This window comes from Citrobacter amalonaticus, assembly GCF_037053465.1.
Classification (GTDB): domain Bacteria; phylum Pseudomonadota; class Gammaproteobacteria; order Enterobacterales; family Enterobacteriaceae; genus Citrobacter_A; species Citrobacter_A amalonaticus_H.
In genome coordinates, this window is sequence record NZ_JBALIF010000003.1 from 389,268 (window position 1) to 408,147 (window position 18,880).

Annotated in this window: 22 protein-coding genes; 4 read left to right on the top strand and 18 right to left on the bottom strand. The window is 53.1% G+C overall.

Annotated elements, in window-relative coordinates:
- Positions 1-26: 26 nt before the first annotated feature.
- Entirely contained in the window at positions 27-470 is a 444-nt protein-coding gene (locus WB371_RS07330; protein WP_336219421.1) for a PTS sugar transporter subunit IIA, read from the bottom strand.
- Positions 471-719: 249 nt separating this feature from the next.
- Between WB371_RS07330 and WB371_RS07335 the strand changes: the two genes are divergently transcribed.
- Positions 720-1,739 (top strand): LacI family DNA-binding transcriptional regulator, encoded by a 1,020-nt coding sequence (locus tag WB371_RS07335; protein ID WP_336219422.1) that lies wholly within the window; start codon positions 720-722, stop codon positions 1,737-1,739.
- A 4-nt stretch (positions 1,740-1,743) separates the two neighbouring features.
- On the opposite strand, the gene yfcD is transcribed toward WB371_RS07335, so the two are convergent.
- From yfcD to yfcF, 3 genes are read right to left on the bottom strand one after another with little or no spacing between them, the layout of a single operon-like run.
- The gene (gene yfcD / locus WB371_RS07340; RefSeq protein WP_336219501.1) at positions 1,744-2,310 is read right to left on the bottom strand and encodes an NUDIX hydrolase YfcD; all 567 of its coding nucleotides are present in this window, start codon (positions 2,308-2,310) and stop codon (positions 1,744-1,746) included.
- A 58-nt stretch (positions 2,311-2,368) separates the two neighbouring features.
- Positions 2,369-2,920 (bottom strand): phosphodiesterase, encoded by a 552-nt coding sequence (gene yfcE / locus WB371_RS07345; protein ID WP_336219423.1) that lies wholly within the window; start codon positions 2,918-2,920, stop codon positions 2,369-2,371.
- A 55-nt stretch (positions 2,921-2,975) separates the two neighbouring features.
- Entirely contained in the window at positions 2,976-3,620 is a 645-nt protein-coding gene (gene yfcF / locus WB371_RS07350) for a glutathione transferase (RefSeq protein ID WP_336219424.1), read from the bottom strand.
- Between the two features lie 309 nt (positions 3,621-3,929).
- On the opposite strand from yfcF, the gene folX reads away from it, so the two are divergent.
- From folX to WB371_RS07365, 3 genes are all read left to right on the top strand, one after another.
- Positions 3,930-4,292, top strand: coding sequence for a dihydroneopterin triphosphate 2'-epimerase (folX, locus tag WB371_RS07355; RefSeq protein WP_336219425.1), 363 nt, complete (start codon positions 3,930-3,932; stop codon positions 4,290-4,292).
- Between the two features lie 20 nt (positions 4,293-4,312).
- Positions 4,313-5,206: a TIGR01777 family oxidoreductase gene (locus WB371_RS07360; protein WP_336219426.1), complete on the top strand. Its 894-nt coding sequence runs from the start codon at positions 4,313-4,315 to the stop codon at positions 5,204-5,206.
- A gap of 69 nt (positions 5,207-5,275) precedes the next feature.
- Positions 5,276-5,791: a GNAT family N-acetyltransferase gene (locus WB371_RS07365; protein WP_336219427.1), complete on the top strand. Its 516-nt coding sequence runs from the start codon at positions 5,276-5,278 to the stop codon at positions 5,789-5,791.
- A 68-nt stretch (positions 5,792-5,859) separates the two neighbouring features.
- On the opposite strand, the gene hisP is transcribed toward WB371_RS07365, so the two are convergent.
- The 14 genes from hisP to WB371_RS07435 all read right to left on the bottom strand — a co-directional run bounded on the left by hisP (position 5,860) and on the right by WB371_RS07435 (position 18,856).
- Complete coding sequence (hisP, locus tag WB371_RS07370) at positions 5,860-6,633, bottom strand: histidine ABC transporter ATP-binding protein HisP (protein ID WP_336219428.1); 774 nt, start codon at positions 6,631-6,633, stop codon at positions 5,860-5,862.
- 13 nt (positions 6,634-6,646) lie between these two features.
- A complete protein-coding gene (gene hisM / locus WB371_RS07375; protein ID WP_336219429.1) occupies positions 6,647-7,354 on the bottom strand; it encodes a histidine ABC transporter permease HisM in 708 nt (235 codons plus the stop codon).
- Positions 7,351-8,037 (bottom strand): histidine ABC transporter permease HisQ, encoded by a 687-nt coding sequence (locus WB371_RS07380; protein WP_336219430.1) that lies wholly within the window; start codon positions 8,035-8,037, stop codon positions 7,351-7,353. The genes hisM and WB371_RS07380 overlap by 4 nt, the downstream gene beginning before the upstream one ends.
- 183 nt (positions 8,038-8,220) lie before the next feature.
- Positions 8,221-9,003 (bottom strand): histidine ABC transporter substrate-binding protein HisJ, encoded by a 783-nt coding sequence (gene hisJ / locus WB371_RS07385; RefSeq protein ID WP_336219431.1) that lies wholly within the window; start codon positions 9,001-9,003, stop codon positions 8,221-8,223.
- 246 nt (positions 9,004-9,249) lie between these two features.
- A complete protein-coding gene (argT, locus tag WB371_RS07390; protein WP_336219432.1) occupies positions 9,250-10,032 on the bottom strand; it encodes a lysine/arginine/ornithine ABC transporter substrate-binding protein ArgT in 783 nt (260 codons plus the stop codon).
- A 288-nt stretch (positions 10,033-10,320) separates the two neighbouring features.
- Positions 10,321-10,890, bottom strand: a complete 570-nt coding sequence (locus WB371_RS07395; RefSeq protein ID WP_336219433.1) for a UbiX family flavin prenyltransferase — start codon at positions 10,888-10,890, stop codon at positions 10,321-10,323.
- Positions 10,891-10,984: 94 nt separating this feature from the next.
- A complete protein-coding gene (gene purF, locus WB371_RS07400; RefSeq protein ID WP_336219434.1) occupies positions 10,985-12,502 on the bottom strand; it encodes an amidophosphoribosyltransferase in 1,518 nt (505 codons plus the stop codon).
- A 33-nt stretch (positions 12,503-12,535) separates the two neighbouring features.
- Positions 12,536-13,024, bottom strand: a complete 489-nt coding sequence (cvpA, locus tag WB371_RS07405; RefSeq protein ID WP_336219435.1) for a colicin V production protein — start codon at positions 13,022-13,024, stop codon at positions 12,536-12,538.
- Positions 13,025-13,268: 244 nt separating this feature from the next.
- Positions 13,269-13,952 (bottom strand): cell division protein DedD, encoded by a 684-nt coding sequence (gene dedD, locus WB371_RS07410; RefSeq protein WP_336219436.1) that lies wholly within the window; start codon positions 13,950-13,952, stop codon positions 13,269-13,271.
- Complete coding sequence (gene folC, locus WB371_RS07415; RefSeq protein ID WP_336219502.1) at positions 13,942-15,210, bottom strand: bifunctional tetrahydrofolate synthase/dihydrofolate synthase; 1,269 nt, start codon at positions 15,208-15,210, stop codon at positions 13,942-13,944. Before folC ends, dedD begins: the two co-directional genes overlap by 11 nt.
- Before the next feature lie 68 nt (positions 15,211-15,278).
- Positions 15,279-16,193: an acetyl-CoA carboxylase, carboxyltransferase subunit beta gene (gene accD, locus WB371_RS07420; protein WP_336219437.1), complete on the bottom strand. Its 915-nt coding sequence runs from the start codon at positions 16,191-16,193 to the stop codon at positions 15,279-15,281.
- A gap of 153 nt (positions 16,194-16,346) precedes the next feature.
- Positions 16,347-17,006, bottom strand: a complete 660-nt coding sequence (locus WB371_RS07425; protein ID WP_336219438.1) for a DedA family protein — start codon at positions 17,004-17,006, stop codon at positions 16,347-16,349.
- 24 nt (positions 17,007-17,030) lie between these two features.
- Positions 17,031-17,843: a tRNA pseudouridine(38-40) synthase TruA gene (gene truA / locus WB371_RS07430; protein WP_336219439.1), complete on the bottom strand. Its 813-nt coding sequence runs from the start codon at positions 17,841-17,843 to the stop codon at positions 17,031-17,033.
- Positions 17,843-18,856: an aspartate-semialdehyde dehydrogenase gene (locus WB371_RS07435; RefSeq protein WP_336219440.1), complete on the bottom strand. Its 1,014-nt coding sequence runs from the start codon at positions 18,854-18,856 to the stop codon at positions 17,843-17,845. Before WB371_RS07435 ends, truA begins: the two co-directional genes overlap by 1 nt.
- Positions 18,857-18,880: the final 24 nt, after the last annotated feature.

Consider the following 18,880-nt stretch of genomic DNA (forward strand, 5'->3'; position numbering starts at 1 on the left):
TTTAAAGAATGCAGTGCTGACGTAAATCAGAAGCGTGAAATAAGGTTTTTAATTTCCTCCAGCGTTGCTGCCTGATGTAATTTTTCCAGATCGTCGTCACTGGAGAATAATTCCGCGAGCGCAGAAATCATTGCAATATGGCTATGTTTGTCAGGCGCAGCCAACATAATAATGATATCAATCGGATCAAATTCCCCTGCGCCAAATGAAACCCCGCGCTCCAGTTTTAACAAGGAGAGTCCTAACGCTTTTGCCCCCTCTTCCGGTCTCGCATGAGGCATTGCCAGACCCGGCGCCAATACATAGTACGGGCCCAGTTTATGATGCTGCCCGATAATCGCGGTGACATATTCAGGTGTAATGACATCCGCATTAAGCAATGGCTCTGCACACAGCGCCAGTGCCTGTTGCCAGTCCTCAACGCGCTCACGCAGTTGAATGGTTGCGTCCGTTAACCAGGTTTTAAGCACTGCTCCCCCTTATTTTTTTGCTCAATGTGGGCAAACTTTATTCAACCCCTGAAACCTTATCAGCGATCTGAATCACAAAGATAGCGCTATCAAAGGTTATCGTTCAGATATGTGATAGCGCTATCAAAATCCTATTACCGTGTGAAATCACAGCAAAAATATAGCTTTCAGGGGTATACTCCCCTTTACGTGAAGTGAAGACTGACAATAAAAAGCACCTCAACTGGTTGTAATGGCGCAGGAAAGTGTATGTCTCTAACCCGAAAACGACGTAGTACAGGTAAAGTGACCATCGCGGATGTCGCTCAGCTTGCCGGTGTTGGCACCATGACCGTCTCACGTGCATTACGCACTCCAGAACAGGTTTCCGATAAACTCAGAGAAAAAATCGAAGCCGCCGTTCATGAACTTGGCTATATGCCTAATCTCGCGGCAAGCGCACTGGCATCAGCCTCATCTCGTACCATTGCCATGGTGGTGCCAAACCTGACTGAGGCGGGCTGTTCAGAAATGTTCGCCGGGCTGCAGGAAATACTGCAACCCGCCGGATACCAGATCATGCTGGCGGAATCCAGCCATCGGCTTGAACAGGAAGAAAAACTGCTGGAAACGCTGCTGGCTTCCAATATTGCCGCCGCGATCCTGCTTAGCGTTGAGCACAGCGATACCGTACGACACTGGCTAAAGAATGCTTCCATTCCGGTGATGGAGATGGGGGCCATTCGTGCCGACCCGATTGATATGAATATCGGAATTGATAACGTCGCAGCCATGTTTGAATTGACGGACATGCTGATTCAGCGCGGCTACCAGAATATTGGGCTGTTGTGCGCCAATCAGGAGCAGTGGATTTTTCAGCAGCACCTGCAGGGTTGGTATAAGGCGATGTTGCGTCATCACATGTCACCGAATCGGGTGATTAATGCCGCTCTGCCACCTAATTTTTCTACCGGCGCCTCACAGCTTCCGGAGTTTCTTCTCGCCTGGCCTGAACTGGATGCGCTGGTCTGCGTTTCAGATGAACTGGCCTGTGGCGTACTCTATGAGTGTCAACGGCGGCGAATCAAAGTCCCTGACGATCTGGCGGTCGTCGGATTTGGCGGTAGTGATGTGAGTAAGGTCTGTCAGCCACCGTTAACCACAATGACCGTTCCGCATCGTAAGATTGGTATTGAAGCCGGACGGGCGTTACTGGCGCGATTTGACGATGGCAACTGGAGCGATCAAAAACAGATCGCTTCCAGCCTTTGCGTGCGGGACAGTTGCTGAGTGTTTACTCAGCCTCTTCCTGTTTCTCTTGCTGTGTCTCTGACTTAGCCGATTCATTTTTGGCGTTGCGGGTCATCCACAGCGCAAGCGCTTTCAGAGAATCCGGCGTGAACTCGTCACAGCGAGCGGTGATCTCCTCCGGCGTCAGCCAGCAGACCTCGCTCACCTCTTCTTCCTGCAACGCGAAGGGACCATGTGAAACGCAACTGAACAACGCGCCCCAGACGCGGCAGTTTTCATCTTCAAAATAGAACTGTCCATGTTCGGCGAACGGAACTCCCGCAATACCCAGCTCTTCTTCCGCTTCACGACGCGCTGAATCCAGCAACTGCTCGTCAGCCTGGACAACGCCACCGGCAGTCGCATCTAACATTCCGGGTAAAAAGTCTTTTGTCTCGGTACGACGCTGCACCAGAATTTTGCCCATACCATCGTGTACCACAATATAAGTCGCACGATGACGCAGGCACTGTGCTCGCATCTGTTCGCGGCTGGATTGCGCAATGACTTCATTGTCTTCATTCACAATATCCACCCATTCCGTACTTGCCAAATGACGCTGTTCCACCATCAGGAAACCTTCTATTTTTCTGGCGCTCTTACGGCGCATTTACATTTGTGGGGGTAAGTTACGAGTTAATCGTGACCTGCGCAATAAGACTTTGATCATTGAGTGCGATTACGCGCATTACATTATCGTTTAGCATGCCATAGCTTGCCTGGTGTCCCCCTTTGGGGATGCTCACAGACCCGGGATTGAAGTGATAAATACCGCCCCGTTTTTCAGCCACAGGAAGATGCGTATGCCCATATATCAACACGTCATCATCACGCAGAGCGGGTAAATTGTCAGGCCCAAAGAGATGGCCGTGCGTCAGAAACAGCCGATTATCTTCCAGCAACACCTGCTGCCAGGGAGCGGTCATGGGAAAGTGCAGCAGCATCTGATCCACTTCACTATCGCAGTTTCCCCGCACGGCAATAATGCTTGCGGCGTAGTCGTTGAGTCGTTCAGCCACCTGCGCAGGCGCGTAACCTTCGGGTAAAGCATTGCGCGGCCCGTGATTCAATATATCCCCCAGTATCACCAGCCACCGGGCGCCGCTGCGGGAAAAGAGATCCAGTATGCGTTCAGTCGCAGGCAAGGATCCGTGAATGTCGGATGCAAACATCAGTTTCATCACATACTCCGTGTCATCAAAAACCTCATTATGATACTGGATCAACAACCCGTTATCAGCCCGAACGCTTCGCCGAAAGCGCAATAAAACGCTGGACAGACGCACGTTGCCATTGAAACGCTGCATATTCCTCCAACCGCTCGGGAACCTCATCGCCATTAAGTACCAGGCGGTTAAGCATCAGCGCCAAATCGGTATCAGCCAGACACCATTCGCCAAAGAGATTCGGCATTCCATGTGCAAGGAGATTCCCCGCCGTGGCGAACAATTTTTCCGCGCTGGCTTTCCCTGCATCGCTTAATGGCCCTTTTTTCACCCCACCAAACACAACATCCGTCGGACGCTCCTCGCGAATGGGCATTAAATCACTGCGTATCCACGCCTGAATCTGCCGCGCACGGGCACGCTTTTGCAGGTCGTGGGGATAGGTTCGCTCCCAGGTTGGCGGCGCAAAACTGTCTTCCAGATATTCCGCGATCGCAGAAGACTCACTCAGTTCAAAACCATCAATCTCAAGCAATGGCACCCGACGCGTCAACGAATAGCCCTGCCAGCCCGGCTGTAAATGTTCGCCACTGTCGAGATCGACCGTTTTCAGCGTGAACGGGAGCCCCTTTTCCTGTAATGCGACATAGGCTGACAGCACATAGGGAGAGAAAAAGTTCGCGTCAGACCAAAGCGTGATGTTGGGTTTACTCATGGCTTCCTCATCGTTAAGTGACCTTTTCTCACAACATAAAGTGTCTTTCGTTCGCTGTCACCTGATGAAAACTCACACAAGCCAACAGGCTTTCTATACTTGAGGTTGTCTAATTCCACTCAACGCTTTTTGGCGCTGAAATGATTGACCTCTGTTGCGCCACAACACCAGACTGGTTTACGCGTATTCGCCATCGTCCGGCCACGGAGCGCGCTGATGCAGGCACAGCGCAATCCTGAAAGTGCGAAGGGGTAACGCGGTGCGATTCTCGTGTATTATGCGAGTGTTCATACATGGAGGAGACCTGCAATGTCACATCATGACGCTATAATTCGTATAAAAAACCTTCGGTTGCGCACATTTATCGGCATCAAAGAAGAAGAGATCAACAACCGACAGGATATTGTTATCAACGTCGCGATTCATTATCCGGCAGACAAGGCTCGCGTCAGCGAAGATATCAACGATGCGTTGAATTACCGCACGATCACCAAAAATATCATTCAGCACGTGGAGAGTAACCGCTTCTCATTGTTAGAAAAATTAACTCAGGATGTGCTCGACATCGCACGCGAACATCACTGGGTCACTTATGCTGAAGTGGAAGTCGACAAACTACACGCGTTGCGTTATGCCGATTCAGTCTCGATGACATTGAGCTGGCAGCGCTAACGGCCATAACGGGAGGCGGCATGAAGATACTGGTAACCGGAGGAACAGGCCTTATCGGAGGACACCTGGTCCCACGTCTGCAAGCGCAGGGCCATCAGGTCATCGTTCTGACGCGCAACCTGGATAAGGCGCAAAAGCTGCTTGATAGTCAGGTCACACTATGGAATACGCTGGAGGATAAACAAGACCTCGACGGTATTGATGCGGTGATAAACCTGGCGGGTGAACCAATCGCGGACAAACGCTGGAGCGCGGCGCAAAAAGAGCGTCTGTGTCAGAGTCGCTGGCGCATCACGCAGAAACTGGCGGAACTCATTAATGCCAGCGAAACCCCGCCGTCAGTGCTGATTTCCGGTTCCGCCACCGGGTATTACGGCGATCTGGGCGAGGTTGTCGTCACTGAGGAAGAACCGCCGCATAACGAATTTACCCACAAGCTGTGCGCGCGATGGGAGCAAATTGCCTGCGAGGCGCAAAGTGAGAAAACCCGCGTGTGCCTGATACGCACTGGCGTCGTACTCGCCCCTAAAGGCGGTATCCTTGGAAAAATGATCCCGCCGTTTCGCCTGGGGCTCGGGGGGCCAATCGGTAATGGTCGTCAGTATCTGGCCTGGATCCACATCGATGACATGGTCAATGCCATCCTCTGGTTACTGGATAATGACCTGCGCGGTCCGTTTAATATGGTTTCCCCCTACCCGGTGCGCAATGAGCAGTTTGCGCATGCGCTGGGGCATGCGCTGCAACGTCCCGCGATTCTTCGCGTACCTGCCACCGTCATTCGCCTGTTGATGGGCGAGTCGTCGGTGCTGGTACTGGGCGGGCAGCGCGCCCTGCCCAAACGCCTGGAGGCCGCAGGATTCGCCTTTCGCTGGTATGATCTTGAAGAAGCGCTGGCGGATGTGGTTCGCTAATATTTTCCCGGTTTACACGCGTCATTCCGGTGGTAAGGTAGTTTCACTGGCCCCCGGAATGATGATGTTATGGCAATACTCACAACTGAAAGACTGACACTAACCCCGTTTCAACCCACAGACTGGCCCTTTTTCCTCGCGCTTCGTGAAAATCCGGACATTATGCGTTTTATGGGTAACCTCTGCCCCGAACGCGAAACGCGTTTATTGTTTGCCCGACGTCTTGCTTCAAAACATACCTTTGTCATCCGCCAGCATAACGACGCCACGCCGCTGGGTGATATTGGCTTACAGATAAGTCCTCATTTTCCGCAAGAGGCGGATATCGGTTATTGCCTCATCCCAGCCGCTCAGGGCCGCGGTATTGCCAGCGAAGCCGTCAGAGCAGTCTGTCAGTATGCTTTTCAGGAGGCTGGCGTAGAGGCGCTCAACGCCTGGGTACTGGCGGAAAATCAGGGTTCGGTGCGCCTGCTGGAAAAGCTCGGTTTTGTGCGCACACAGGTGCTGAAGAAAGTATTTGAGATCAACGGTATCCGCTACGATGACCTAGGATACCGTCTGGAGAAAAAGGAATTTGAGTTCTGAAGGCCGGATAAGGCGCTTACGCCGCCATCCGGCCTGCGAACTGAAAACATCCCGCCCACAAACAACCATTATTTCAACGACCCTTTCAGGAACTGTTGCAGGCGCGGGCTTTGCGGGTTACCGAAGAGTTGTTCCGGATGCCCCTCTTCTTCGATTTTCCCCTGATGCAGGAAGATCACATGGCTGGAAACATGACGGGCAAACCCCATTTCATGGGTCACCACCACCATCGTTTTCCCCTCTTCCGCCAGTTGTTGCATGATACGCAGCACTTCACCGACGAGTTCAGGATCAAGCGCCGACGTCGGCTCATCAAACAGTAACACCTCCGGCTCCATTGCCAGCGCGCGCGCGATAGACACGCGCTGCTGCTGTCCTCCTGACAGATGCACCGGATATTTGCCCAGGGCGCGTTCATCAATTCCGACTTTCGCCAGATATTTGAGGGCGCGCTCGCGGGCTTCCTGTTTGCTCAGTCCGAGAACCTGAACGGGCGCTTCCATGACGTTTTCCAGCACCGTCATATGGCTCCACAGATTAAAGTGCTGAAACACCATCGTCAGGCGCGTACGCAGCAAACGAAGCTGGTTTTTATCCGCCACCTTCAACTGGCCGTCTTTATCGCGCACCAGATTGATATTCTGGCCGTTGACCACAATCGACCCTTCGCTCGGTTTTTCGAGGAAGTTTATGCAGCGCAGAAACGTACTTTTTCCTGAGCCGGAGGAGCCGATAATACTAATGACATCGCCGGCGTTAGCCTGCAGTGAAACCCCTTTCAGCACTTCATGTTCGCCATAGCGCTTGTGCAAATCGATAACGTTTAATTTATTTTCAGACATTGTGTTACTCGAATTATTTAGAGGAAACATGCTGCAACCACCGTCTTTCCGCACGGCGGAAAAGGCTTATCAGGACATACGATATGATTAAGTACAGCACCGCGGCAATGCCAAACGCGGTAAACGGTTGATAGGTCGCCGAGTTAATATCACGGGCAATTTTCAGCAGATCGGGAACCGTCGCGGTAAAGGCCAGCGCCGTAGAGTGCAGCATCAAAATGACTTCGTTGCTGTATGCAGGTAACGCGATACGCAGCGCCGAAGGCAGGATTATGCAGCGATAAAGTTTGAAGGAGGAGAAACCATATGCCCGCGCCGCCTCAATCTCTCCGTGCGGAACCGAACGAATGGCGCCAGCGAAAATCTCCGTGGTATAGGCGCAGGTATTCAGCGTCAGCGCCAGAACGGTACAGTTCAGACCGCTACGGAAGAAAGCATTGAGAAAATCGGTGCCTTTCACAATCTCCAGCGTGTACATCCCTGAGTAAAACACCAGCAGTTGCACGTACAGCGGCGTCCCGCGAAAAATGTAGGTAAACAGCCAGATCGGGAACTGAATAAATTTATTGCTGGAAACGCGACCAATCGCCAGGATCACCGCCAGAAGGCCGCCCATCACCACCGAGGAGATCAGCAGCCACAGCGTGATGGCTACCCCGGTAAAACGGTAGCCATCCGTCCACAGCAGGGATTTCCAGTATTCCTGAATAATTTCGATCACAGGTCAGCCCTCTTCACACCGACGGAGTAGCGGCGCTCAAGGAACAGCAGCACACCATTGGAAACAGTGGTAAACACCAGATAGATAAGCCCGCAGACGATCGCGAAATAGAACGGTTCCCAGGTGCTTTTTCCTGCTAACTGTGTGGCTTTCACCACATCTTCCAGACCGAGCAGGGAAACCAGCGCCGTGGCTTTGAGGATCACCTGCCAGTTGTTGCCAATGCCCGGCAGAGCGTAGCGCATCATCGCCGGGAACATAATACGGCGAAAGGTTTGTGAGGAGGTAAAACCGAAGGCCGTCGCGGCTTCAATATGTCCTCTGGGCACTGCCATAAAGGCACCACGGAAGGTTTCCGTGAAATACGCGCCGTAGATAAAACCGAGCGTAATGATCCCCGCGACCATCGGATCGATATCAATCTGGCTGATGCCTGCCGCGTCAGTTACCGTATTGAGCGCAATCTGCAGACCGTAAAAAATCAGCAGCATCAGTACCAGATCCGGCACCCCGCGAATAAGGGTGGTATAACCTTCGAAAATAAGCCCTGTCACGCGGTTTTGCGAGAGCTTAGCGCCCGCCCCGACGAGACCTATCAGAACGGCCAGTACCACGGAACTGAGCGCCAGTTCCAGTGTGACAATTGCGCCCTGTAAAATAACTCCTGAAAACCCGTACAACATGCTGCCTGTCCTGTCGTGAGTGGCGAGTTAGAAGCCTCTTTTGATATTTTTCTCGTCACTCTATGCCTGATGGCGCTTCGCTTACCAGGCCTACAAGCTTTCGTCGTAGGCCTGATAAGGCGCAGCCGCCATCAGGTAAGAAGTCGATCAAACATCTTCGGGCTTTATCTGCACCTGCGGTGATTAGCCGCCATAAACATCAAAATCAAAGTACTTTTTCGCCAGCTTCTCGTAAGTGCCGTCCGCGCGCATTTCTGCAAACGCTTTGTTCAGGGCTTCGCGCAGTTCGTTATCCTCTTTGCGCAGGCCCATACCGGTCCCTACTCCGAACAGTTTCTCGTCTTTTACTGACGGGCCGCCGAATTTGTAGTCTTTGCCAACGGGTTGTTTCAGGAAGCCTTCGCTTGCTGCCACTTCATCCTGGAATGCCGCATCGATACGCCCGGCAGTCAGATCAGAATAGATATTGTCCTGGCCCTGATAGGAGACGATCTCAATGCCTTTCGGCGCCCAGTGTTCATTACCAAACGTCTCCTGGGTGGTGCCCTGCAACACACCAACACGTTTGCCTTTCAGCGACTCCACGGTCGGCTGAATATCCGAAGATTTCGCCACAACGAGACGGGAATCGGCTGCATACAGTTTGTCAGTGAAGGCGATTTCCTGCTGGCGCTTTTCGGTAATGGAAAGCGAGGACATGATGGCGTCGATTTTTTTCGCTTTTAATGATGGGATCAGCGCGTCCAGTGGGTTCTCGATGAAGGTACATTGTGTATTGATGCGTTTGCACAATTCTTTCGCCAGATCGATATCAAAACCCACCAGCTCACCCTGCGCATTCTTTGACTCAAACGGGGCATAGGTCGGATCGGTACCGATACGAATTTTTTGCGGAACAGCCGCAAATGCTGCGGTAGCACTGGAGAACGCCAGCACCAAAGAAAGAGATAACACCAGTTTTTTCATAACTATCCTCAACAGACTGTCTTTTATAGGGGATCTTTACAGGACCAGGTAGAGTTATCGTGCCATTAATCGGGTCGATAAGGCAAAGTATTCTACCCTGCAAACCGGTTTAACTTGCATATAAATCGCTTAAATATGCATTTCTAACTATTACCGGTAAACCAATGCACCATAAAGGCGCATTTCACCCCTACTGCACCGCCACGGCGAACCGTGTCGGTGCAATCCGAACCCCATTCAGCAGTCTTAGTCACCGTAGACGTTAAAGTTGAAGTACTTTTTCGCCATTTTGTCGTAGGTACCGTCTTTACGCAGATCGGCCAGCGCTTTATCAAACGCAGCTTTCAGTTCGGTATCGTCTTTACGTAAGCCAACTCCGGTGCCATCGCCAAAATACTTTTTATCTTTAACGGAAGGACCGGCAAACGCGTAATCCTTCCCTGCCGGTTGCTTGAGGAACCCTTCGCTGGCAGCGACCTCATCCTGCAGTGCCGCATCAAGACGCCCTGCAGTCAGGTCGGAATAGATCAGATCCTGGTTGGCGTAAGCCACAACATCCACGCCTTTGCTGCGCCAGGTATCATTGGCATACGCTTCCTGAGTAGAGCCTTGCAGCACGCCAACATGCTTACCTTTCAGGCCGTCCAGCGTGGGCTGAACAGGTGAGCCTTTCGCCGCGATTAAACGCGAGTCTGCCGCGTACAGCTTGTCGGAGAATGCGATTTCCTGCTGGCGTTTATCGGTAATGGAGAGCGATGAGATAATGGCATCAATTTTCTTCGCTTTAAGTGAGGGGATCAGCGCGTCAAAATCACTGGCGACCCAGGTACATTTCACCTGCATGCGCTTACACATCTCATTACCCAGGTCGATGTCAAAACCGACGAAATCGCCTTTGGCGTCTTTCGAAGAGAACGGTGCGTAGGTGGTGTCCGTACCAATGCGCACCGTTTCCGGCAGCGCTGCATAGCTGGATGCGGTAGCAGAAAGACCTATCAGCAATGACAGAGCGAGAATTGACTTCTTCATACATAACCCTCAAGTGGAATGACTTTATTATGTTTTACGTTGTGTTGTGTGTTTGCAGGCTTCTTCATGCAGGTCTTATGCCATCTTCACGTCGCCCTGAATATTTGACGTTAAATATGTTAATAAAACGTTGCAATAATGTCCTAATGTTGAAGATAGCAGGTCTCTCGGATGAACCGCAGCGTTTCGAAGGGATTTAGCGAATTAAATGTTGAGGATATGATCGCGGTTACAAAATTGCCCTGAAACAGGGCAATCGATACAAAACGGCACGCTGACGGAGCAACGTTATGCTCCCTGCCAGCGCGTGAAAAGGTCCTGCGGTAAGGTTATATCAAACTGGTCGATAACACGGTTAACCGTTTGATTTATCACGTCATCTAGCGTCTCAGGACGATGATAAAACGCCGGAACCGGCGGCATAATCACCGCGCCCAGTTCAGCCGCCTGAGCCATTAAACGCAAATGCCCTAAATGAAGCGGTGTTTCCCTAACGCAGAGCACCAGCGGACGGCGTTCTTTCAACACCACGTCCGCCGCCCGGGTCAACAAGCCATCGGTGTAACTGTGCACGATACCGGAAAGGGTTTTGATTGAGCACGGCAGGATCACCATGCCCGCAGTCTGAAATGAGCCTGAGGATATGCTGGCGGCAATATCCCGCGCATCATGCGTCACATCGGCCAGAGACTGGACATCGCGCACAGAGAAATCGGTCTCCAGAGAGAGCGTCTGGCGGGCGGCCTGACTCATGATTAAATGTGTTTCCACATCCGCTACGTCGCGCAAAACCTGTAACAGTCGCACGCCGTAAATGGCACCGCTGGCACCGCTAAGCCCTACTATGAGTCGTTTCATGATTTTTCGCCCTGTCTGACTTCTGGGCTGACTTTGCAGGATTTTGTGGGGAGTTGCAAGCAGGGGGCAGGATTCGCCCCCTGGCTGGAGAGAATTACCCTTCGTTGTGCATCTCGAGGTTTTCTACTTCGTTTTGCAACTGAACCGCTTTGGCATCGTCATTACGCAAAGAGTCGAGGAAATCGAGATACTGCTGGTCGACATCTTTCGTGACATAGACGCCGTTGAAGACCGAGCATTCAAATTGCTGAATATCCGGGTTCTCGGCGCGTACCGCATCGATCAGATCGTTCAGATCCTGGAAGATAAGACCGTCTGCGCCGATGATCTGGCGAATTTCGTCAACTTCACGACCGTGTGCGATCAGCTCATTGGCGGTAGGCATATCGATGCCGTAAACGTTCGGGAAGCGAATTTCCGGCGCTGCTGAGGCCAGATAGACCTTCTTCGCCCCCGCTTCGCGCGCCATCTCGATGATTTGTTCGGACGTTGTGCCGCGCACGATAGAGTCATCCACCAGCAGAACGTTTTTATCACGGAACTCTGCGCGGTTCGCGTTGAGCTTGCGGCGCACGGACTTACGGCGCAACTGTTGTCCTGGCATGATAAAAGTACGGCCGACATAGCGGTTTTTCACAAACCCCTGACGGTACGGTTTACCGAGGATGCGGGCGATTTCCAGCGCGATATCGCAGGAGGTTTCCGGGATTGGGATGACGACGTCAATATCCAGGTCTTCCCATTCGCGGGCAATTTTTTCGCCCAGCTTTGTTCCCATATTCACACGGGCGCTGTAAACGGAAATCTTGTCGATGAAGGAATCCGGACGCGCGAAGTAAACATACTCGAACAGACACGGATTGCTGACCGGATTTTCTGCACACTGGCGGGTGAACAACTGCCCTTTTTCAGTGATATAGACCGCTTCACCAGGTGCCACGTCACGCAGGAACTCAAAGCCCAGCGTATCCAGCGCAACGCTCTCAGACGCCACCATATATTCGGTACGACCGTCACCAATATCGCGCTTACCCAGCACCAGCGGACGAATCCCGTGCGGATCGCGGAAAGCCACCATCCCGTGACCGATGATCATCGCCACGCAAGCGTACGCGCCACGGATCTGACGGTTAGTCGCGGCAATCGCGGCAAAAATGTTGTCTGCTTCCAGCGGATAGTGGCGGAAGTTATCCAGCTCGCTGGCGAAGATGTTGAGCAAAATCTCAGAATCGGAGGTGGTATTGATGTGGCGGCGCTTTTCTTCAAACAGCTTTTTACGCAGCTCGTGAGCATTGGTCAGGTTGCCGTTGTGGGCAAGCGTGATGCCATACGGGGAGTTGACGTAGAAAGGTTGAGCTTCTGAGGCGCTGGAGCTGCCAGCCGTTGGGTAACGCACATGACCGATGCCCATGTTACCTTGCATACGCTGCATATGGCGCGCTTCAAATACATCGCTCACCAGACCGTTGGCCTTACGCAAACGGAAGCAGTTGTTTGCATCGATAGTAATGATGCCTGCGGCATCCTGACCCCGATGCTGGAGCACTGTTAAGGCGTCATAAATCGACTGGTTAACCGGCATAACACCGGCGATACCGACAATACCGCACATACGTCTTTTCCTCGTTAAGCCACATCTCAGGGCTTACGCCCTGGGCAAGAAACTTGACGAGCTTTGCAGATAGTCAAAGAACCATCTGATGATGAAACTGAACTCTGGGATCAACTGTGACTTACTCCAGTCTTCACTTTTCGAAAGGCCAGTAAAGGTATCGAGAAAGAACAGAATGGCAGCGACAATCAACACACCACGCAGAGCCCCGAAACAGACCCCCAGAACCCTATCGGTACCTGACAGACCGGTTCTCTCCACCAGTTGTCCTACCACGTAGTTCACGATAGCGCCAACGATAAGCGTCGCGATAAACAGCACCGCGATGGCAATCCCGTTTCGAACCAGTTCGTCTTCAAAGCCCGAAAACCAGACAGACAGGTAAGTGTAGTAATGGCTGGCGACAAAGAAAGCACAACCCCATGTCACCAACGATAACGCTTCACGAACAAAGCCACGGATCAGGCTAACCAGACAGGAAAAACCAATCACCGCGATAATGGCGTAATCAATCCAGACCATATATGTCCCACGATTTTACGCCCTGTCGTCCTGTTCGGGGCGCATTCTAACAGAAAAAGAAAACGTTTGCGTAGGGATTTCCTTCCCGCGCGTAAATAAAAATGGCGCTGAAAAAATATTCAACGCCATCCTGTTTTTTGCCTCTTCGGGCATTGCCGGATGGCAGTATAAATGCCTTATCCGACCTGCGATGATGCCCCTGCGAACCAGATACTCGCAGCGCCATCAGGCGGCAAACTGCACCTTAGTTCGGGCTGTACCCCATCACCACTCCGCTCAATCCGGAGATCTGCTGCAACTCACCCAGCGAACTCTTCAGCTTGTCGCGCGACGCGTCCGGTCCGACAAGAATGCGGGTGATTTTACCCTGCACAGGCGTTGACGGAGAAGTATATACCCGGAAGCCCGCACCACGAAGTTTACCCACGATCTCATTGACCTTATCGGCATTCTTCAGCGCACCGAGCTGGACCACGTAAGCTTTCCCCGTCGGGGCCGGTTTCTCTTCCTCCGCCGGTTTTGGCGCAGGTGCAGGCGCCGCCTCAACTTGCGGTTGTGGCTGTGGCTTCGGCTGCGGCTTCGGCTTTTCTACCGGTTTCGGTTTGGGTTGTTCTACCGGCGCTGGCGTCGGATCAAGTTCAGGATTAGTGGTTGATGCATAACGAGACGGATCCAATGACGGCGCCGCCGCATCCCCCGCACGCACCTCCTCCGCCGCCCCTTCTGGCGGTTGAGTCGGTAGCGCCTGTGTTGCCGCAGGCATCATATCCGGTTCATCACGATCGCCCGGTTTCGGCACCAGTGGGATCGCCGCGAATTCGTCCTGATAATGTTTTTTCTGTCCGTCGAGCAGCCCGGGCAGCACAATCACGCCCAGCGCGACCAGCACAATGGTGCCAACTAAACGATTCTGAAACTTACTCGCCACCGCTTCTCCCCGCGTCCATCACTTCCATGACATGTGCAACTGTGTGAAATGACCCACACACCAGTACGGTGTCTTCCGGTTTCGCGTCTGCCAGAGCAGCATGCCATGCCAGCGCGACACTGTCATAGACACTGCCTTTAACCAGATGTTCCAGCAGTTGTTCTGCCGTAGCACCCCGAGGGCCTTCCAGCGGAGCACAATACCAGTCGTCGACCACGCTTTTCAACCAGGCCAACGTTCCCGCAATATCCTTATCATGTAGCATACCGATAACGGCAAGAACGCGCCCCTTTTTCGGCAACATTTTCAACCGTCCGGTCAGATATTCCGCCGCATGCGGATTATGTGCGACATCGAGGATCACGCGCGGTGACTCGCTCACAATCTGAAAACGTCCGGGTAAAATCGCCTGGGCAATGCCGTCGCGAATGGCCTGCTCACTGACGGTCAGACCGCTGGCGCGCAGTGCTGCCAGCGCGGTTGCCGCGTTAGGCTGCGGCACCTGTGGCAGCGGCAAATCAGTCAGTGTGCCGTGGCTGTCGCTAAATGACCAGCCCGTCGCCGTCACCGAAAACCGCCAGTCTACACCGCGACGTTGTAAACGCGCCCCTTTCTCCAGTGCCACATCAGCGATGGTATACGGCATTTCCGGTTCGCCGACCACTGCCGGTTTCTCTGCCCGAAAGATCCCCGCCTTTTCCCGGCCAATGCTTTCGCGATCCGGCCCCAGCCAGTCAGTATGGTCAAGCGCAATGCTGGTGATCACCGCGACATTGGCATCAACGATATTGGTCGCATCCAGCCGTCCGCCCAGGCCCACTTCCAGAATCACCACATCCAGATGCGCCTGTTTAAACAACCACAGCGCAGACAGCGTGCCGTATTCAAAATAGGTCAGTGAAATGTCACCGCGCGCAGCTTCAATTTCCGCAAAGGACTCCGTATGGGCGGATTCCGGCAATTCCTTACCCTGCACGCGCACGCGCTCAGTGTAACGCACCAGATGCGGCGAACTATAGACACCCACTTTATATCCCGCCGCCGTCAATACCGCCTCAAGCGTCCGGCAGGTGGTGCCTTTGCCGTTGGTTCCCGCCACGGTGAAAACAAACGGCGCAGGTCTCAGAATGCCCAGTCGTGACGCCACCCGGCTGACACGTTCAAGGCCAAGATCAATTGCTTTTGCGTGGAGGTTTTCCAGATAAGAAAGCCACGAGGCCAGGGGCGACGCGGCTTTAGGAATGCGCTTGTTATCCATGATGCCCGTAAATTCGTAACGTTGAGAAAGCAAAAGGGCAGCGCCTGTGGCCCTGCCCTTTTCAGTTATCAGGCCTCGGGTTCCTGATCCGGCACCGGCGGCACCACCACGCCTTCACGCGGGGCATCCGGATTTGGCGCCGGCAGATTCATCAGCTTCGCCAGAATGCTTGCCAGTTTCAGGCGCATCTCCGGACGGCGGACGATCATATCGATAGCGCCTTTTTCAATCAGGAATTCACTGCGCTGGAATCCCGGCGGCAGTTTCTCACGTACGGTTTGCTCGATAACACGCGGTCCCGCAAAGCCGATCAGCGCTTTCGGTTCAGCAATGTTGAGATCGCCCAGCATGGCAAAACTTGCAGAGACGCCGCCCATGGTCGGGTCAGTCAACACGGAGATGTACGGCAGACCACGTTCCTGCATTTTTGCCAGCGCGGCGGAGGTTTTCGCCATCTGCATCAGCGACATCAGCGCTTCCTGCATACGAGCGCCGCCGGAGGCAGAGAAACACACCAGCGGGCAGTTATCTTCCAGCGCCTGTTCAACGGCACGCACAAAACGCGCGCCAACCACAGACCCCATGGAGCCGCCCATGAAAGCGAACTCAAAGGCCGCTGCGACAACCGGCATGCCATGAAGCGTACCTTTCATCACCACCAGCGCATCTTTCTCACCGGTTTCCTTTTGCGCGGAAGCCAGACGATCTTTGTATTTCTTGGAGTCACGGAACTTCAACACATCTTTCGGCTCAAGTTCGCTACCCAGTTCCACAAGAGAACCTTCATCTAACAGGCTATGCAGGCGATTACGCGCCGTCATACGCATGTGATGATCACACTTCGGACAGACCTCAAGATTACGTTCCAGCTCAGCACGGTATAAAACCTGACCGCAGCTATCACACTTAGTCCACACCCCTTCAGGAATGCTTGCCTTACGGGTGGGAGTAATGTTGCTTTTAATTCGTTCAATCCAGCTCATTTATGACCTTTCTGCCTGAACCTGGTGTGTTCCAGTTTTGCTGTGGGAGCGAATAATGCCACCTTTGCATCCCACAGACCATGAATGTTGCACATTAAAACATAACAGCCCGAAACTTTGGATAAAAAAGTGGTCGAACCGCCCAGTTAGTTTCTATTTTGTTACACGTGACGCAGCGCGTTTATGGCGAATAATTTCCACAACGCCTGGCAGGATCGATACCACAATAATCCCGACAATCAGCAACTTAAGGTTGTTCTGGATCATCGGAATCGTCCCGAAGAAGTAGCCTGCATAAGTAAAGAGCAGAACCCACAGCAGTGCGCCAATTACGTTATACGCGGCAAAATGACGATAGGACATATGCCCCATTCCCGCGACGAACGGCGCAAAGGTTCTGACGATCGGGACGAAACGGGCAAGAATAATAGTTTTGCCACCGTGTTTTTCATAAAACTGGTGGGTTTTATCCAGGTAGCTGCGCCGGAAAATTTTTGAGTTCGGGTTACTGAACAGTTTCTCGCCGAACAGCCGCCCAATCGTGTAGTTCACAGCATCGCCCACAATGGCAGCGATCAGCATCAGCACCACCATCACATGCACATTAAGATCGTTGGTGCCCAGTGACGCCAGCGCGCCAGCAACAAACAGCAGGGAATCGCCTGGCAAAAACGGCGTCACCACCAGTCCGGTTTCGCAAAACAAAATCAGGAACAAAATCGCGTAGACCCAGACGCCATACTCTGCGACCAGCTCCGCCAGGTGCACATCAATGTGCAGGATAAAATCGATGAGAAAATATATCAGGTCCATATTTATGCCTTTATACGACTCAAATTAGTCCGCCAGAAAGAGCGGCCCCATGGGCGTTTGCGGGAGGTCAAACCGTTCAGGGTAATCCACCGCAACCAGATACAGCCCTTCGGCCTTCGCCGTTGCCGCTGCGAGCGTTCTGTCCTTTGCTGCTAACAGCTCTGCTATCCAGCTCTCCGGCTGGTTGTGGGCACCTACTTCCATCAGGCTGCCAACAATATTCCTGACCATATGATGAACAAAGGCATTTGCTTTGATATCGACCACCACATAAGCGCCATGACGTGACACAGTAATATGCATCACGTTACGCCACGGCGTGCGTGACTGGCACTGCACGGCGCGAAACGACGTAAAGTCATTCTCACCGATAAGGCACTGCGCCGCACGGTGCATCCGCTCAGCATCCAGCGGCTCATAATAGTGGGTCACCCCTTTACCTAATATCGCCGGACGCAGCCGATGATTGTAGATGATGTAGCGGTATCGGCGAGCCGTAGCGCTAAACCGCGCGTGAAAATCGTCGGGAACAGCTTTCACCCATCGCACCGCAATGTCACCAGGCAAATTCGCATTTACACCCAATGTCCATGCCGCATCTTTACGCTGCGCGGTGGTGTCGAAATGCACAACCTGCCCGGTCCCATGAACACCGGCATCCGTACGACCCGCGCAAAAAACGTTAATCGGTTCGTTGGCAACCTGCGAGAGCGCCTTTTCCAGCTTTTCCTGCACGCTACGCACTTCATTCTGACGCTGCCAGCCATAATATTTGCTGCCATCATACTCAATGCCCAGCGCAATTTTATAGACGGGCGGTTGTTGCTGGTCAGACATCAGTACAGGTACTCCTGCACCAGTTTTTCCGCAATTTTCACCGCCATCAGCGCGCCGCCAAAGCGCACGTTATCGGCAACGGACCAGAACTGAACCTGTTCCGGCATACCGTAATCATTACGCACACAGCCCACAGACAACTGCGTATTACCGGACGCGTCACCTACCTGTGTCGGGAATTCGCTCTCTTCAGACAACACAATGTCTTCGCCACGTGCAAAAGCTTCACGCGCTTCTTCGGCGGCGAGCGGACGCAGCGCTTCAAAAGCAACCATCTGCGCATGACCATAAAACACCGGCGACTGTACGCAACTGGCGGAGATCATCAGCCCGTCATCCTGCATGATTTTACGTACCTCATCGACGATTCGCCGTTCTTCACGCACGCTGCCTTCACGATCCGGTAACAACGGCAACATGTTGAACGCCAGTTGACGACCAAAGAAGTCGTCTTCATCAATAGGAATACCGTTGAGCAGTTTTGCGCTCTGTCCGGCGAGGGCGTCGACGGCTTTTTTACCATGCGCTGAAGCCGAAAGCAGGCTGGTCACGCTGATGCGAGAAAGTCCGCCCTGATCGATAAGCGGTTTCAGCGCCGCCAGCAACTGGCTGGTCAGGCTGTTGGGTACGGAAATCACATTACGGTTGCGATAGTCTGCCAGCACAAACGGGTTCACTTCCGGAACCACCAGCGGCACATCCGGTTCCAGCGAGAACAGTCCGCTGGAATCAATCACCAGACAACCTGCGTTCGTCGCCTCGTCAACCCAGGCCGCGGTCGCTTCAACGCCCGCCACGAAAAAGGCCAGTTGCGCCTGAGTCCAGTCGAATTCCGCCGCATCCTGCACGATGACGGACTTTCCACCAAAGCGCAGATGTTCGCCTGCGCTTTCAGGACGCGCCAGCGCATAAATTTCCCCCACCGGAAACTGACGTTCAGCCAGGGTTTCAAGCAGCGCTTCGCCAACGGCGCCCGTCGCGCCGAGGACGGCAATATTCCAGCCTTCAGACATGGTGGTTTACTCCAGAAAAGCATA